A 14,845-nucleotide genomic window follows, 5' to 3' on the forward strand; every position below is an offset into this window, starting at 1 on the left:
CCGGCGTTGCGGGCACCGCGCTTAACATCGCCGCCGAAAGCGCGTTGCGGCCGAAACCACGGCGCTTCCTGTGCCCAGAGGCGCGCCTCTCGTGCTAGTTTCACAAGTGATGCATTTCGTCGAACCGTCCCGAGAAGTTCTGGCCGAAACCCTGCTGGCGGCCGGTCCTGACTCCCCCACGCTCTGCAAGGGCTGGCAAACCCGTGATCTTGCAGCCCACCTCTACCTGCGGGAGCGCAAAGCCCGTGTTGGCCTGGGGCTCCTGATCAAACGGCTGTCCAAGGCCTCGGATGAGGCCACGGCCGAGCTCGCCGCCACGGTCCGGACCCCGGAAGCCTACGCGAAGCTGGTCAACACCTTCCGCGCCGGGCCGCCCGCCCTATCCCCCATGCGGATCAAGGCCCTGGACGAAAGCTCCAACCTGATCGAGTACTTCGTGCACACGGAGGATGTCCGCCGGGCGGTGGACCGCTGGGCGCCCCGGGCCCTGGACGAGGCTTACTCGGACGCACTCTGGGATGAACTGATCAAGCGCGCCGCCATCCTGTACCGCGGCGTGGACCTCGGCATCGTGCTGGTGCGCCCATCCGGGCCGCGGCATGTTGCCAAGCGGGCCCCCGTCTCGGTCGCGATCGTGGGCGAACCGGGTGAGCTCCTGATGCACGCGCATGGCCGGACCCGGCACGCACTGGTGACCTTCGAGGGCCAGCCGGACGCCGTCGCGCTGCTGCAGTCCGCCGAAGTCGGACTCTAAGCTCGCGCTTAACCAAGCAACGCGGGGTCACATCGCGCCCATATTCCCCTTCGGGATGGGCGCAATGTGACCCCGCGTTGCCTTAATCAGGCTGGGGGTTAGCGGACTTCGAAGCCTGCCTCGCGGATGGCGGCTTTGACCTGGGCGATCATGTCGAGCGGCCCGAAGTGGAACACCGAGGCAGCGAGCACGGCGTCCGCGCCCGCAGCTACGGCCGGCGGGAAGTGCTCGGGCCTGCCGGCGCCGCCCGAGGCGATCAACGGCACCTTCACGCTGGCGCGGGCCAGGCGGATCAGTTCCAGGTCGAAGCCGTCCTTGGTGCCGTCGGCGTCGATCGAGTTGAGCAGGATCTCGCCGACGCCGCGGTCGGCGGCCTCGCGGGCCCAGGCGAGGGCGTCGATGCCTGTGCCCTGGCGGCCGCCGTGCGTGGTGACCTCGAACCCGGACGGTGTCGGCTGCGAGCCGGGACGGGTGCGCCGCGCATCGAGGGAAAGCACCAGCACCTGCGAGCCGAAGTGCCGGGTAATCTCGTCGATCACCCCGGGCCGGGCCACGGCCGCGGTGTTGATGGCCGCCTTGTCCGCCCCGTAGCGCAGCAACTTGTCCACCTCGGCCACGCCGCGGACGCCGCCGCCTACGGTCAGCGGGATGAAGACTTCCTCCGCGGTGCGCCGGACGACGTCGAAGGTGGTTTCGCGGTTGCCGGAGGACGCGGTGACGTCCAGGAAGGTCAGCTCGTCGGCGCCGCCGTTGTCGTAGCGGTGCGCGAGCTCCACCGGGTCGCCGGCGTCGCGCAGGCCCTCGAAATTGATCCCCTTAACCACCCGGCCGGCGTCGACGTCCAGGCACGGGATGACACGGACGGCTACGGACATGGCTGCTCCTGAACTGGGCTCACAAACGATGAGCTCACGGATAATGGCTTCACGGACGGGCCGCGCTAGATCCGGCAGGCGTGGATGCTGCTGACCAGGATGGCGCGGGCCCCGAGGTCATAGAGTTCGTCCATGATCCGGTTGGTGTCCTTCTTCGGCACCATCGAGCGGACGGCCACCCACTCCGAGTCGCGCAGCGGCGAGACGGTGGGCGATTCCAGTCCGGGCGTCAAGGCCGCGGCCTGCTCCACGAGTTCCTTGCGGATGTCGTAGTCCATCAGCACGTACTGCCGGGCCACGAGCACACCCTGGAGGCGGCGGATCAGCACTTCGGTGGCCGGGTTCTGCTCGCCCTTGCGGCCGATCAGGACCGACTCGGAGTTCAGGATCGGCTCGCCGAAGATTTCCATGCCGGCGGCTTTGAGTGTGGTGCCGGTTTCGACGACGTCGGCGATCGCGTCCGCGACGCCAAGCCGGACGGAGGATTCGACGGCGCCGTCGAGCCGGACGACCTTGGCGTTAATGCCGCGCTGGGCGAGGTAGCCGCGGAGCAGCCCGTCGTAGCTGGTGGCAAGGCGCTTGCCTTCGAGCTGGTCGATGGCGGTGAAATCCCCCACCGGGCCGGCGAAGCGGAAGGTGGAGGCCGCGAAGCCCAGCGGCAGCAGCTCTTCGGCTTCAACCTCGGCGTCGAGCAGCAGGTCGCGGCCCGTGATGCCGACGTCCAGGGTGCCTTGGCCGACGTACACGGCGATGTCACGGGGGCGGAGGAAGAAGAATTCAATGTCGTTGTCCGGGTCCACCATGACCAATTCGCGGCTGTCGCGGCGCTGGCGGTAGCCTGCCTCGGCAAGCATGGCGGAGGCGGCTTCGGACAGGGATCCCTTGTTCGGGACGGCAACTCTCAGCATGGGAAGTTCTTTCTGGTTAGGAAGTCATCGGTGCAGGCACAGCGGGCCACGCGGTGCGCCGGCCCCCCGGACAAAGGTCCGGGGGAAGGCGCGACGTGGCTAGAGATGCTTGTAGACGTCTTCCAGGCTGAGTCCTTTGGCGAGCATCAGAACCTGCAGGTGATAGAGCAGCTGCGAAATTTCTTCCGCGGCGGCCTCATCGGATTCGTACTCGGCAGCCATCCAGACCTCGGCTGCTTCCTCCACGACTTTCTTGCCGATGCCGTGGATTCCGGACTCCAGTTCGGCGACGGTGCGGGAGCCCTCCGGGCGGGTGGCTGCCTTCTCACTCAGTTCTGCGAACAGCGACTCGAAATTCTTCACACCCTCCAGCCTACTTGTTCACGGCCGGAGCACGCCTGCCGGGCCCTTGCATGACGGCCCGGATGTGAGCGAATACACAGCTTAGGAGTACAGCTTGAGCGTGACGGCGGTGGCCAGCGCGGCGGTGACGGCCTCGTGGCCCTTGTCCTCGGTGGAGCCGGGGAGGCCGGCGCGGTCGATGCCCTGCTGCTCGGTGTCACAGGTCAGCACGCCGAAGCCGACCGGCACGCCGGTGCGGACGCTGACCTCGGTCAGGCCGAGGGTGGCGGCTTCGCAGACGTACTCGAAGTGCGGGGTGCCGCCCCGGATCACGACGCCGAGCGCCACTACGGCGTCGAAGTGCGGCGCCAGCCGGGCTGCCGCGACCGGCAGTTCAAAGGTTCCGGGGACGCGCAGCACGGTCGGTTCGGTGATGCCAGCGTCCTTGGCGGCGCGCAGCGCGCCGTCGAGCAGGCCGTCCATGATCTTGGTGTGCCAGCTGGCGGCCACGATGGCCAGTTTCAGCCGTGAGGTTTCGTCGCGCTGGAAGGTGGTCAGGTCAATCTGGGGTGCGCCGTGGCCGCTCATGGGAGCTCCTTGCTGTGGGAGGTGTCTGGGGGTGCTTGCTTGGGGGTGCTGCGGGAGGGCTCAGCCCTGTTCGTGCTCGAAGCCGAGCTGTCCGGCGGCGGGCGCGGCGGGCTCCATGTCGAGGACCAGCCGGTGGTCCATCCGGTCCTTCTTGGTCTGCAGGTAGCGGAGGTTCTGTTCCCGGGAGGGCACCTCTGTGGGGACCATCTCGACCACCCGGACGCCGGCCTGGGCCAGCCTGTCCTGCTTGTCCGGGTTGTTGCTCAGCAGGCGGATCTCGTGCAGGCCCATCTCGGCGAGGATCTGGGCCGCTGCCTTGTAGCAGCGGGCGTCCACCGGCAGGCCCAGCTGCTCGTTGGCCTCGACCGTGTCGAAGCCGGCCTCCTGCAGGGCATAAGCCTTGATCTTGTTGGCCAGGCCGATGCCGCGGCCTTCCTGGCCGCGCAGGTAGAGCAGCGTGCCACCGAATTCGTGGATCATCTCCAGGGCATAGGCCAGCTGTTCGCCGCAGTCGCACCGGTAGGAACCAAACACGTCCCCGGTGAGGCATTCGGAGTGCAGCCGGACCAGGGGGGCCTGGCCGTCCGTGGCCGGCAGCGGGGAGCTCACGGCGAGGTGTTCGGCGCCGGTGTCCAGATCGGTCCAGGCCTGCGCCACGAAGTCGCCGTACGCGGTGGGCAGCTGGACGATTGGCCCGCCGCTGACCGGATGCGGCTGCTGTCCCGGGGTGGCCGGCTGCGCTTCAGAAGTCGTCATTGTCTCTCCTCAATCCAGGTGTCAGGCGGATGCCGCTGCGTGGCTGCCGGGGTTACCGGCCTCAAGGTAAGCCACCAGGTCGGCAATCGAGATCAGCGGGCAGCCATGTTCGATCGCGAAACCGCGAAGTCCGTCCAGCCGCATCATTTCTCCGTCGTCGTGCACCAGCTCTGCAATTACGCCCACGGGCTCCAGGCCGGCCAGCCGGCACAGCTCAACAGCCGCCTCGGTGTGGCCGGGACGCTCCCGCACACCCCCCTTAACGGCGCGGAGCGGGAAAACATGCCCGGGACGGGTCAGCGAATTTGGCTGGCTGGTCGGATCGGCCAGGATCCGGGCCGTCAGGGCCCGGTCGGTGGCCGAGATTCCGGTGCTCACGCCCACCGCCGCGTCGCACGAAACCGTGTACGCGGTGCCTTTGGAGTCCTGGTTGATCGCCACCATCGGCGGCAACGCCAGTTCGTCCGCCCGTTCACTGGTCAGCGGTACGCAGATGACGCCGGAGCTGTAGCGGATGGTCCAGCCCATCAGCGCCGGGGTCGCGTGCTGCGCGGCGAAGATGATGTCGCCTTCGTTTTCGCGGTCCTCGTTGTCGACCACCAGCACCGGCCGGCCGGCGGCCATGGCGCGGATCGCGTCTTCGATCGGGTCCAGCGCGGCGGGCGCGTCCACGGCGAGTCCGCGGTTCTCCTGCAGCCGGCTCATGATGCGGCCGCCTGGCGGTGCGCAGCCTCCGGGCGGGGCGTGGCGGGGGCGAAGGCGAGCAGCCGTTCGGTGTACTTGGCCAGCACGTCCACTTCAAGGTTCACGCGGGCGCCGATGGACTTGGCGCCCAGGCCCGTTTCGGCCAGGGTCGTCGGGATCAGGCCGACTTCGAACCACGGCGCCGGCTCCGGCGCCGGGCTCACGGCCGTAACGGTCAGGGAGACGCCGTCGACGGCGATCGAGCCCTTCTCCGCGATGTAGCGGGCCAGCCCGGCCGGCACACCGAAGCGCAGCCGGTCCCAGTTGCCGAGCGGCTCGCGTTCCAGCAGTTCGCCGACGCCGTCGACGTGCCCCTGCACGACGTGGCCGTCGAGCCGGCCGCCGGCCTGGACGCAGCGCTCGAGGTTGACCGGATCCCCGGCTGCCAGCCCGCCGATGGTGCTGCGGAGCAGGGTCTCCCCCATGACGTCGACGCTGAAGTCCGCGCCGTCGATGTCCGTGGCGGTCAGGCAGACGCCGTTGACGGCAATCGAGCCGCCGTGGGCCAGTCCCTCGGTGCTGCCGGGGGCGTGCAGGCGCAGCGTGGCGCTGGTTTCGCCGTCGCGCTCGACGGAGAGCACCTTCCCCTGCTCGGCGATAATTCCGGTAAACATCAGTAGCCTCCTGCGGCGGTGTCCGCGTCGGTGCGCGGGGTGGAATCGGATGAAGTGTCAGTGGCGGGGCGCAGGTGCAGCCGCAGGTCGCGGCCCAGCATCCGGACGGCGCCGCCGGAGGCCTGGTCCCAGTCCCAGTGCTGGGCATCGGCGAGGGTGCCGATGCCGAGGTCCTCCAGGGCAGGTGTGCCCGAGCCAAGCAGCGTCGGGGCCAGATAGACGATCAGCTCGTCGACGAGGCCCGCGGCGAGGAAAGCGCTCAGGATCCGCGAGCCGCCTTCGACCATGAGGTGCCGGACGCCGGCGTCGAACAGTTGGTCCAGGGCCTCGCGGGGGTCCCGGGTCGGCAGGTGCAGCGCCTTGCCGTCGCCGCCGTTGACGGCGGCGCCGTCGGGAATCCCGCGCAGGCCCATGACGGCCCGCAGCGGCTGCTTTTCCGCGGCTGCGCCGTCGGGGGTGCGGGCCGTGAGCCGCGGGTTGTCGACCAGGACCGTCTGCGTGCCGACCAGGATCGCATCGATCCGGCCCCGCAACGCGTGGTTGTCGGCGAGCGACTCGGGGCTGGAGATCCACTGGCTGGTGCCGTCGCTGGCCGCGATCCGGCTGTCCAGGGTCTGGGCGATGTGCAAGGTGACGAAGGGCCGTTTGGCGGCGACGGCGTCGAACCAGCGTCGGTTGAGCTCGAGGGCTGCGACGGCGCCCAGGCCCGACCGGACCCTGACACCGGCGGCGCGCAGGGTGGCCGCTCCCCCGGCGGCGGGATCATGCGGGTCGTCGATGGCGTAGACGACGTCGGCCACGCCGGCGTCGATGATGGCCTGGGCGCAGGGGCCGGTGCGGCCGCAGTGGTTGCACGGCTCGAGCGTGACCACCATGGTGGTGCCGGTCAGGTCCAGTCCGGCCGCCACTGCCTGCGAGATCGCGTCGGCCTCGGCGTGGGGGGTGCCGGCGCCGCGGTGGTGGCCGGTCACGAGGGGTGTGCCGTCGGGCCCGATAATGACGGCGCCCACCAGCGGGTTCGCACCCCGCGGGCCCTGCGCCGCGGCTGCGAGGGCGGCATCCATGGCGGCCGTCTCGGCGGCGCTGAAGCCGGCGGCGGCGAAGCCTTCCTTGTCCGGCTGTTCCTGCGGCCCGGCGGCCGCCTGCTGAACGCTCATTTGCCGCCCGCCCGGTCCCGTAGGACCGCGGAGTCGGCGAAGAGCCATCGCAAGGGGTTCATGTCTGTCGTTCCTTCCCTCAAGAACCGCGATGGCTCCGGGGGTATACGACAGCGCAATTCCGCGGCGCCGTGAGGGCTCCGCAGTAACAGCTGTACGTGCTTCTCTCATCCAGACTTTAACTGTCGGTACCGGAGTTCCACCGGTTCAACCGTCCGCCGTCATCCTTCCCCAAGGGAAGAGTGCCGGCTCGCGGGTCGCGGACTATAACCGCCGGTTCGGACTTACACCGACCCCGGAGCACGTATGTGTGTAGCTATTCTGACACAACCGGGCGGACGGCCCGGCTATTCCCGCGGAACGGACGGTACAACTTTCGTCATGTTCCGGCGGGCTAGCGGCTGCCCGCGGCCCGCAACCGCCCGATCGCATCCGCCGGGTCGTCTGCGCCGTAGACAGCGGAGCCGGCCACAAAGACGTCCGCCCCGGCCTCGGCGGCACGCCAGATGGTCTTCTCCGTGATTCCGCCGTCCACCTGGATCTTGATATCCAGGCCGGAGGCGTCGATTGCCGCCCTGGCCCGGCGGATCTTGGGCAGCGTGAGGTCCAGGAATTCCTGGCCGCCGAAGCCGGGTTCCACCGTCATGATGAGAATCATGTCCAGCTCGCCGAGCATGTCCAGGAACGGCTCCACGCCGCTGCCGGGCCGCAGCGCCAGGCCGGCCTTGGCGCCGCGGGCGCGCAGCTCGCGGGCCAGTTTCACCGGCGCGATGGATGCTTCGGCGTGGAACGTCACGGAAGCCAACCCGGCGTCGGCGTAGGCCGGCGCCCAGCGGTCGGCGTGCTCGATCATGAGGTGCGCGTCCAACGGGATCGGGCTGACTTCCTGCAGCCGCTGGACCACCGGAAGCCCGAGCGAGAGATTGGGCACAAAATGGTTGTCCATCACGTCCACGTGCACGGCGTCAGCGGTCCTGATCTTGTGGAGCTCGGACTGGAGGTTCGCGAAGTCCGCCGAAAGGATGCTCGGGTGGATGCAGCAATGGGCCATGGATTTCCTTGTCGTTGCGCTGGTCGGAAGGTCAGGTAACTGGTGCCAGTATGGCCGAAGCTCAGGCTTTCTTGTGGATCAGCGCCAGGAACATGGCGTCCGTCCGGTGCCGGTGCGGCCAGAGCTGGGCCGTGAGGTCGTGGCCGGCCTCGAGGTGGCCGGTGAGGCTCACCGCGTCGAGGGCCGCGCCGGCGTCGAGCAACTCGAGGTCGTCGCGCTTGCGCAACGCGTCGCTGACGACGGCGGTGGTCTCGGCCGGGTGCGGGGAACACGTCACGTAGGCCACCACACCGCCGGGCTTGACCGCATCGAGGGCCGACTTAAGCAGTTCCCGCTGCAGCGGGCCGAGATCGACAAGGTCCTTGGGGGTGCGCCGCCAGCGCGATTCCGGGCGGCGGCGCAGCGCGCCCAGTCCGGTGCAGGGTACGTCCACAAGCACCCGGTCGAAGCTTTCCGCCATCTCGGACCCGACCTCGCGGCCGTCGCCGGTGCGGACATGCCAGACCTCGTGCGGGACGGCGGCGAGGGCCTGACGGACAAGTTTCGCGCGGTGCGGCGCCGGCTCGTTGGCGAGCAGGGTGGCGCCGTGCTGCCGGGCCAGGGCGCCGAGCAGGGCTGCCTTGCCGCCGGGTCCGGCGCAAAGATCAAGCCAGCGTTCGCCGCCGGCCTGGCTGCCAGGGCCGCCGACGGCGCTTTCGGCGCCGCCCGCGCCGGTTCCCGCAGCAAGGTCCACGGAGGCCAGGGCGCGCGCCACCAGCTGCGAGCCGACGTCCTGGACCCGGGTGCTGCCATCCCGCACCGACGCAAGCCGGCCAAGGTCGCCGCCGCTGGAGAGCGCCGAACCTTCCACGAGCTCGCCGGGTGTGGCGCCGCTTTCGAGGGCTTCGTCGAGGCTGCCGAGACCGGGCAGCGCCACGAGGTTCACCACGGGCGCGGCGTTGTCTGCCTCAAGGAGGTCGTTGATTTCGGTCACCGGGCGGCCATGCGCCACCAGGGACTGCCGGAAGGCGCGCACGATCCACTCGGGGTGGGCGTAGCGGACCGACGCCACCTTCGTCTCGTCCGGCTCGTCGCGAAGCAGCAGCTCCAGCCACTCGTCCAGCGTGTGCGCGGAGACCTTGCGGAGCACGGCGTTGATCAGGCCGGAGGGGCCGGCGCCGATCACGGCGCGGGCCAGGCCGACGGTCTCGTCGAGCGCGGCGTGCGCCGGGACCCGCATGGCCAGCAGCTGGTGCGCGCCGATCCGCAGGGCGTCGAGGATGGCCGGGTCCAGCTGGTCCAGCGGGCGGTCCACGCAGCGGGCAAGGATCGCGTCATAGGTGCCCTGGCCGCGGAGGGCGCCGTAGCTGAGCTCGGTGGCGAAACCGGCGTCGCGCTTGTCCAATCCGTGATGCCGGATCCGGGCCGGCAGCACGAGGTTCGCGTAGGCGTCCTCGGCGGCCACCGCACGCAGCACCTCAAAGGCGACCAGCCGCGCCGGGTCGGCTCGACGGCTGCGCTGGGAGGGGGCACTTTCGGTGTAGCTGCGCTGCGGTCCGCGGTTCCGTTCGCGTCCCTGCGCGTTCCGCTTCACGCCGCCCCGGGGGCCCTGGCCGCCGCGGCCGCCGGACCCCTGGCCGCCGGACCCTTGTCCGCCGGATTGGGGGCCCCTGGCCCGGCCGCTGCCATTTGATCCGGATTCGCTCATTCGAAGACCACGCTTTCCAGTGTTGCCTGTCCGCGCGCCCAGTCGGCGGCGGTCATCATTTTCTTGCCCGCAGGCTGGACCCGGGTGAGCTCAACGGGGTGCGAGCCGGTCCCGACCAGGACGGCTTTCCCGTCGAGGGCCAGGTGTCCCGGGCGCAGGGCCGGAGCCCCGGGCCGGAGCAGTACCGGTTCGAGCTTGATGCGCTGTCCGTCCAGCGTGGTCCAGGCCCCGGGTTCCGGCGTCACTCCGCGGGCGCGGCGTCCGATCGCGAGTGCCGGCTGCTGCCAGTCGAGCCGGCCGTCCTCGAGGGTGAGTTTCGGGGCCAGGCTGATGTCGCCCTGCTGCGGCACGGCGGTGGCCTTGCCGGCGTCGACGGCGGAGAGTGTCTGGGTCAGCAGCACGGCGCCGCTGTGCGAGAGTCGGTCCAGCAACTCCCCCGCGGTGTCCGTGGGCCGCACCGCCTCGGTCAGGGTGCCAAACACGGGTCCGGTGTCCAGGCCCTCTTCGAGCCGGAAAGTCACGGCGCCGGTGATGTCGTCCCCGGCGATGAGTGCCCGCTGCACAGGCGCAGCCCCGCGCCAGGCCGGCAGGAGCGAAAAGTGCAGGTTGATCCAGCCGTGCCGGGGAACGTCCAGGGCCGCCCGCGGAATGAGTCCGCCGTAGGCGACGATTGCGGCAACGTCGGGCGCGGCCGCCTCGATCCTGGCCGTCACTGCCGCATCGACCTTGGCGGCATGGATGACCTCGATGCCGAGCTCCGCGGCGCGGGCGGCGACCGGCGAGGGCGTCAGGACGCGTTTGCGTCCCAAGGGAGCATCCGGCCGGGTCAGGACGGCGACGACGTCGAAGCCGGCCGCGACGAGGGCGGCCAGCGAGGGGACGGCGACGGCCGGGGTTCCCGCGAAGAGGACCCTCACTGGCCGGTTCCGAAGGAGGAACCCGCGCCGAAGCTCGAGCCGACGGTCTTGGCGCGCTTCGACGTCGTCTGCTCGGTGATGGAGTCGTAGTTGGCGTTGCGGATGGCGCGCAGGGCCGCTTTGCGGTCCTCGCCTTCGAGCCGGTCGGTGAAGAGGATCCCGTCCAGGTGGTCCGTTTCGTGCTGGAAGACCCGCGCGAGCATGCCCTCACCTTCAAGCACCACCGGGTTGCCGTGCACGTCGACGCCGGTGACGCGGGTGCTTTGGCGCCGGCGGACCGGGAACCCCAGTCCGGGAATGGAGAGGCAGCCTTCCACCTCGTCCGGCTGGAAGTCTTCGCTGTTCTCCAGCACCGGGTTGATGATGTGGCCCTCCACCCCGCGGATGCGGTAGGTGAAGACCCGCTGGCTGATGCCGACCTGGGGTGCGGCCAGGCCGGCGCCCTCCACGTCCTCCATGGTTTCGGTCATGTCGGCAACGAGCTTTTCCAGCTCAGGCCCGAATTCCGTCACGGGATCGGCAACTGTGCGCAGCACCGGGTCCCCAATGATGCGGATATTCAAAATGGCCATGGGCAATCTGTCCTCACGGTGGGCTGCTTGGGATCCCATCCAGTTTAGTGGCAGCCTCGGGCTTCCGGCTCAGCGGGCCACCGGCGGCGCGATCGGCAGCAGGGCTGCTCCGGCGGCCGAGGTGTCGGCGGACATCTCCCAGACGCGGCGCAGCGCGCAGAACTTCCACCAGTGATGCTTGAGCACCTCCGGGTTGGCCCGCTGCGGCCGGACCTCGGTCTCGCCGATGGCCACCGCGAGGAGGATCGGGGAATCGCCGTGCTGCCAGGCTTCCCACTCCCCTGCCACCGGGTCCACGAGGCTTTCCTCCGCCTTCATGCCGGCCACCAGCTGCATGACGACCTTGTCGTCGAGCGGTTTGACCGTGCCGTCCCGGCTGGTGCCCTTGGTCTTGTAGTCGATGAGGCAGGTGCGGCCATTGATCTTGGCCACCAGGTCAAGGGTTCCCGCGTAGCCCACGGTCTTGTTCCAGACCGTGATCTCCGGGGCTATCGGCTCCACCTGGAACAGTTCCCACCATTCGTCGAAGCGCGCGGCGAAGGCTTCCTCGCCGTTGGCCGCGAGGGCCTCACGGGTTTCCTTCATCTGGTGCGGCCGGCCAAGCGCCCGCAGGGCCACCTGCTCGCAGTAGTTGTGCACGCGGTCGCCACGCTTGGCGGCGTCGTCCCGGTGCGTTTCGGCTGCCTTCGCCGCCCGGCTTACCGCCTGCCGCACCTTGGCCGGGCTCCCCAGGATCGCCGGCAGCGAGGGATCCGCCGCGAGGCTGCTCGCACCCATGTAGCCGAACCAGCCGTCCAGGCCGTGGGGCTGCTGGCCGATCACGGTGGTGATGGAGGGTACGGAGAACTGCTCGGACGTGGAACGTGCATACATCCGGCCGTAGTCGGTGGCGTGGGCGAGAAGCGGGGCGGTCATAAAAAGACTCTTTCACAGGGGTCGGACGCTCTAGGGAAAACAAAATGGCCCGCCCCGCTCTGTGAGCGGAACGGACCATTTTCCAGGTGGGCGATACTGGGTTCGAACCAGTGACCTCTTCGGTGTGAACGAAGCGCGCTACCACTGCGCCAATCGCCCCGGTGCCATTGAATGCTAGCCCACCCCGGCGGAATATAGAAATCGGCGCTCCGGATGCCGGGCGGACCCCCTCGGCGACCCGGCCTGGCTGCGCCCGTTGGACGAAGATGGCCGCTTTCCGGGGTCATTTGGCGGCCACGATTGGCGAATCGGTGGGGCGGGGGCGGAGGGCAGGTCGGTGCCGGCCCGGACCGCGCCCCGCTGGACGAAGATAGCCGCAATACGGGTCGGCTTAGCTGCCGTCTGCGGCAATCGGCGGAACGGGCTCGCCCCAACGATTCGCAGGCCTTCCCCCGGCACCGCTCCTTCGCTGACCGCGTCTGCCTCCGCCGTCGTCGTCGGACACCATGTCCGCCGCCCCGCCCAGGCGACGTGAGAACGGGGGCGAATTACACTCCTGTAATTAGCAAAATCCCCTAGATTGCGGGGAAGAACGGGGGTCCGGTGACGCCGGACGCGGCCCGATTTGTAGATTCCCTGAACCTCCTATAGAGTTCTTACTCGTTGGAACGCGAGGAAATGCCGAATACGGCAGGGAATCGCAGGCAACAATGCGGACGTAGCTCAGCTGGTAGAGCACCACCTTGCCAAGGTGGATGTCGCGAGTTCGAATCTCGTCGTCCGCTCGCAGGACACTGTCACGGCAACAGTTCTTCGGAACTGTGTCTACACGGTGGGTTGGCCGAGAGGCGAGGCAGCGGCCTGCAAAGCCGTATACACGGGTTCGAATCCCGTACCCACCTCGGTGAAAACCCTGGTTTCCGGTTCCGGCCGGATGCGAAAGGGGCGATTGGCGCAGCGGTAGCGCGCTTCCCTGACACGGAAGAGGTCACTGGTTCGATCCCAGTATCGCCCACCAAAGCAAGGCAACTTGCTTGATCCAGTACCACCGGCCTGCCGGAATGGACTAAAAATGCGGACGTAGCTCAGCTGGTAGAGCACCACCTTGCCAAGGTGGATGTCGCGAGTTCGAATCTCGTCGTCCGCTCTGTCGTTTCACCAGATTCACACAACTCCACTCCGGATCCTTCCGGTTGCGGGCGATTGGCGCAGCGGTAGCGCGCTTCCCTGACACGGAAGAGGTCACTGGTTCGATCCCAGTATCGCCCACCATGAAAGCAGCTCCCCCGGAGCTGCTTTTTTCGTTCCCCTTCCCACGGCCCCGCACAGAGTCTTTCTCCTCTGGGCGTACACCCTTGGCACGTCCCCACCCGGCGGTTAGGATCGGAAGCGCTAGGAGCGATCTGGCTCCGCGACTGAAGGGAGGTGCCCGTGGGTTTACTTGACGATCTAAAGGGCAAGGCTCAGCATCTGATTGGTGGCAACGAACAGGCCATCAAGGACGGCATCGAAAAGGCGGGTGATTTCGTCGATTCGAAGACCGGCGGAAAATACGCCGACAAAGTAGATTCCGCCCAGCGAGGCGCCTCCGACTTCGTGGACAACGCGGACGGCCGGCCGGCAACGGCCCCCGTCGCAGAGCCGCACGTCGCGGGTGAGCCACCAGTCGCCGGGGAACCCCGGCAGCAGGGCCTCTGACCCAGGTACGTCAGCGAGGTGCCGGTCCCGCCGCGAGGCGGCGCCGGCACCTTTGTCGTTTAACGACCGACGCGGGGTCAGCCCCAACTGGCTCGCAGTAGTTGTCGTTTTGAGCCCTCAAAACGACAACTACTGCGAGTTAGTTGGGTTCCTACCGCGGCCGGGGCTAGGACGGCTCGTGGTTCTGGCCCTCCCGGGCGAGGGCGGTGAGCCGGGACACGGCACGGAAGTACTTCTTCATGTACCCGCCGGTCATCATTTCCTCGGTGAAGAGCTGGTCGAACGGCACGCCGCTGGCCAGGATCGGCACGTCCTTGTCGTACAGCCGGTCCGCCAGGACAACGAAGCGCAGCGCCACGGCCTGTTCGGTGATGGTCTCGACGTTGCGCCACACCACGCCGTCGATCCCGTCGATCAGCTGCCGGTAGCGGCTCGGGTGCACCCCGGCCAAGTGGTTGATCAGGGTACTGAATTCATCCTTGGCCACCGTCTGGCCGTCGAACTCCGCCTGCATATGGTGCGTAAGCTCGTCGTTGCGCAGCGGCGCTGGCGCCTTCGGCAGGCCGCGGTGGCGGTAGTCCTCGCCGTCGATCCGGACGACGTCGAACTGGTCCGCCAGGACTTGGATCTCGCGCTGGAAGTCGACGGCGGCGAAGCGGCCGTCACCGAGGGAGCCGGGCAGGGTATTGGACGTTGCGGCGAGCTTGACTCCGGCGTCGGCGAGCTCGCGCATCAGCCGGGACATCAGCACCGTGTCACCCGGATCATCAAGCTCGAACTCATCGATGCAGACCAGCTTGTAGTGGCTGAGCGCCTCCACGGTCTTGCGGAACGACAGCGCCCCCACCAGGTTGGTGTACTCCACGAAGGTGCCGAAGGCCTTGGGGCCCGGGGCCGCGTGCCAGAGCGAGGCCAGCAGGTGGGTCTTGCCGACGCCGAAGCCGCCGTCGAGGTAGATGCCCGCCCGCGAGGTGTCCTTCTTGCCAAAGAGCCGCTTGAACAGGCCGTCGCCGTCGCGGGAACCGACACCGGCAGCAAAGCTTTGCAGGGCATGCACCGCGTGCGCCTGGCTGGGCTGGGCCGGATCCGGCCGGTAGCTGGCGAAGGACACCCCGCCGAAGCGCGGCGACGGATAAAACCCGTTGAGGAGTTCATCGACGGAAACCGCCGGGGTTCTGGCGGCGAGCTGTTCGATCTGTACCAAGGTGGTCCGTTCTGCTGGTCTCGTGTCCCCAGAAAGAATACCGGCAAAGGCCGGGTTCCCTTC

General features: G+C 68.6%; 16 protein-coding genes, 6 tRNA genes and 1 riboswitch. Of the genes, 7 read left to right on the forward strand and 15 right to left on the reverse strand.

Going from position 1 to position 14,845, the window contains the following annotated elements; all coding sequences use genetic code 11:
- Window positions 1-109: 109 nt before the first annotated feature.
- Window positions 110-754: a TIGR03085 family metal-binding protein gene (locus AC1DBD_RS14420; RefSeq protein WP_175321717.1), complete on the forward strand. Its 645-nt coding sequence runs from the start codon at window positions 110-112 to the stop codon at window positions 752-754.
- A 98-nt stretch (window positions 755-852) separates the two neighbouring features.
- Here AC1DBD_RS14420 and hisF read toward each other — a convergent pair whose 3' ends face one another.
- The 14 genes from hisF to AC1DBD_RS14490 form a co-directional block, all read right to left on the reverse strand.
- A complete protein-coding gene (gene hisF, locus AC1DBD_RS14425; RefSeq protein WP_476917404.1) occupies window positions 853-1,629 on the reverse strand; it encodes an imidazole glycerol phosphate synthase subunit HisF in 777 nt (258 codons plus the stop codon).
- 65 nt (window positions 1,630-1,694) lie between these two features.
- Window positions 1,695-2,537, reverse strand: coding sequence for an ATP phosphoribosyltransferase (gene hisG / locus AC1DBD_RS14430; RefSeq protein WP_476909548.1), 843 nt, complete (start codon window positions 2,535-2,537; stop codon window positions 1,695-1,697).
- Window positions 2,538-2,636: 99 nt separating this feature from the next.
- Window positions 2,637-2,900, reverse strand: a complete 264-nt coding sequence (locus tag AC1DBD_RS14435; protein ID WP_175321714.1) for a phosphoribosyl-ATP diphosphatase — start codon at window positions 2,898-2,900, stop codon at window positions 2,637-2,639.
- A gap of 81 nt (window positions 2,901-2,981) precedes the next feature.
- The gene (ribH, locus tag AC1DBD_RS14440) at window positions 2,982-3,467 is read right to left on the reverse strand and encodes a 6,7-dimethyl-8-ribityllumazine synthase (protein ID WP_476926235.1); all 486 of its coding nucleotides are present in this window, start codon (window positions 3,465-3,467) and stop codon (window positions 2,982-2,984) included.
- A gap of 60 nt (window positions 3,468-3,527) precedes the next feature.
- Window positions 3,528-4,223 carry a GTP cyclohydrolase II gene (gene ribA, locus AC1DBD_RS14445; RefSeq protein ID WP_476909547.1) on the reverse strand — a complete coding sequence of 232 codons (696 nt, stop codon included), beginning with the start codon at window positions 4,221-4,223 and terminating at the stop codon, window positions 3,528-3,530.
- Window positions 4,224-4,244: 21 nt separating this feature from the next.
- The gene (gene ribB / locus AC1DBD_RS14450; protein ID WP_476892696.1) at window positions 4,245-4,928 is read right to left on the reverse strand and encodes a 3,4-dihydroxy-2-butanone-4-phosphate synthase; all 684 of its coding nucleotides are present in this window, start codon (window positions 4,926-4,928) and stop codon (window positions 4,245-4,247) included.
- A complete protein-coding gene (locus tag AC1DBD_RS14455) occupies window positions 4,925-5,581 on the reverse strand; it encodes a riboflavin synthase (protein WP_476926236.1) in 657 nt (218 codons plus the stop codon). The genes ribB and AC1DBD_RS14455 overlap by 4 nt, the downstream gene beginning before the upstream one ends.
- A complete protein-coding gene (ribD, locus tag AC1DBD_RS14460; protein WP_441418931.1) occupies window positions 5,581-6,645 on the reverse strand; it encodes a bifunctional diaminohydroxyphosphoribosylaminopyrimidine deaminase/5-amino-6-(5-phosphoribosylamino)uracil reductase RibD in 1,065 nt (354 codons plus the stop codon). Before ribD ends, AC1DBD_RS14455 begins: the two co-directional genes overlap by 1 nt.
- Window positions 6,646-6,892: 247 nt before the next feature.
- A riboswitch (FMN riboswitch) is annotated at window positions 6,893-7,046 on the reverse strand.
- 86 nt (window positions 7,047-7,132) lie between these two features.
- Complete coding sequence (gene rpe, locus AC1DBD_RS14465; RefSeq protein ID WP_441418795.1) at window positions 7,133-7,789, reverse strand: ribulose-phosphate 3-epimerase; 657 nt, start codon at window positions 7,787-7,789, stop codon at window positions 7,133-7,135.
- Window positions 7,790-7,850: 61 nt separating this feature from the next.
- The gene (locus tag AC1DBD_RS14470; RefSeq protein ID WP_476917405.1) at window positions 7,851-9,476 is read right to left on the reverse strand and encodes an RsmB/NOP family class I SAM-dependent RNA methyltransferase; all 1,626 of its coding nucleotides are present in this window, start codon (window positions 9,474-9,476) and stop codon (window positions 7,851-7,853) included.
- The gene (gene fmt / locus AC1DBD_RS14475) at window positions 9,473-10,393 is read right to left on the reverse strand and encodes a methionyl-tRNA formyltransferase (RefSeq protein WP_476917406.1); all 921 of its coding nucleotides are present in this window, start codon (window positions 10,391-10,393) and stop codon (window positions 9,473-9,475) included. The genes AC1DBD_RS14470 and fmt overlap by 4 nt, the downstream gene beginning before the upstream one ends.
- A complete protein-coding gene (gene def / locus AC1DBD_RS14480; protein WP_476917407.1) occupies window positions 10,390-10,965 on the reverse strand; it encodes a peptide deformylase in 576 nt (191 codons plus the stop codon). The genes fmt and def overlap by 4 nt, the downstream gene beginning before the upstream one ends.
- A 69-nt stretch (window positions 10,966-11,034) precedes the next feature.
- Window positions 11,035-11,880 carry a cytochrome gene (locus AC1DBD_RS14485; RefSeq protein WP_476892701.1) on the reverse strand — a complete coding sequence of 282 codons (846 nt, stop codon included), beginning with the start codon at window positions 11,878-11,880 and terminating at the stop codon, window positions 11,035-11,037.
- 87 nt (window positions 11,881-11,967) lie between these two features.
- Window positions 11,968-12,039, reverse strand: a tRNA-Val gene (locus AC1DBD_RS14490).
- 553 nt (window positions 12,040-12,592) lie between these two features.
- Here AC1DBD_RS14490 and AC1DBD_RS14495 point away from each other — a divergent pair.
- From AC1DBD_RS14495 to AC1DBD_RS14520, 6 genes are all read left to right on the forward strand, one after another.
- A tRNA-Gly gene (locus AC1DBD_RS14495) sits at window positions 12,593-12,665 on the forward strand.
- Window positions 12,666-12,711: 46 nt separating this feature from the next.
- Window positions 12,712-12,782, forward strand: a tRNA-Cys gene (locus AC1DBD_RS14500).
- Window positions 12,783-12,823: 41 nt separating this feature from the next.
- Window positions 12,824-12,898 (forward strand) — tRNA-Val (locus tag AC1DBD_RS14505).
- Window positions 12,899-12,954: 56 nt separating this feature from the next.
- A tRNA-Gly gene (locus AC1DBD_RS14510) sits at window positions 12,955-13,027 on the forward strand.
- Between the two features lie 50 nt (window positions 13,028-13,077).
- Window positions 13,078-13,152, forward strand: a tRNA-Val gene (locus AC1DBD_RS14515).
- Between the two features lie 159 nt (window positions 13,153-13,311).
- Complete coding sequence (locus AC1DBD_RS14520; RefSeq protein WP_175321703.1) at window positions 13,312-13,578, forward strand: antitoxin; 267 nt, start codon at window positions 13,312-13,314, stop codon at window positions 13,576-13,578.
- Window positions 13,579-13,744: 166 nt separating this feature from the next.
- Here the strand turns inward: AC1DBD_RS14520 and zapE are convergent, their stop codons facing one another.
- Window positions 13,745-14,782 carry a cell division protein ZapE gene (gene zapE, locus AC1DBD_RS14525; protein WP_441418800.1) on the reverse strand — a complete coding sequence of 346 codons (1,038 nt, stop codon included), beginning with the start codon at window positions 14,780-14,782 and terminating at the stop codon, window positions 13,745-13,747.
- Between the last annotated feature and the right edge of the window lie 63 nt (window positions 14,783-14,845).

Source organism: Arthrobacter sp. 10T419 (genome assembly GCF_056394105.1).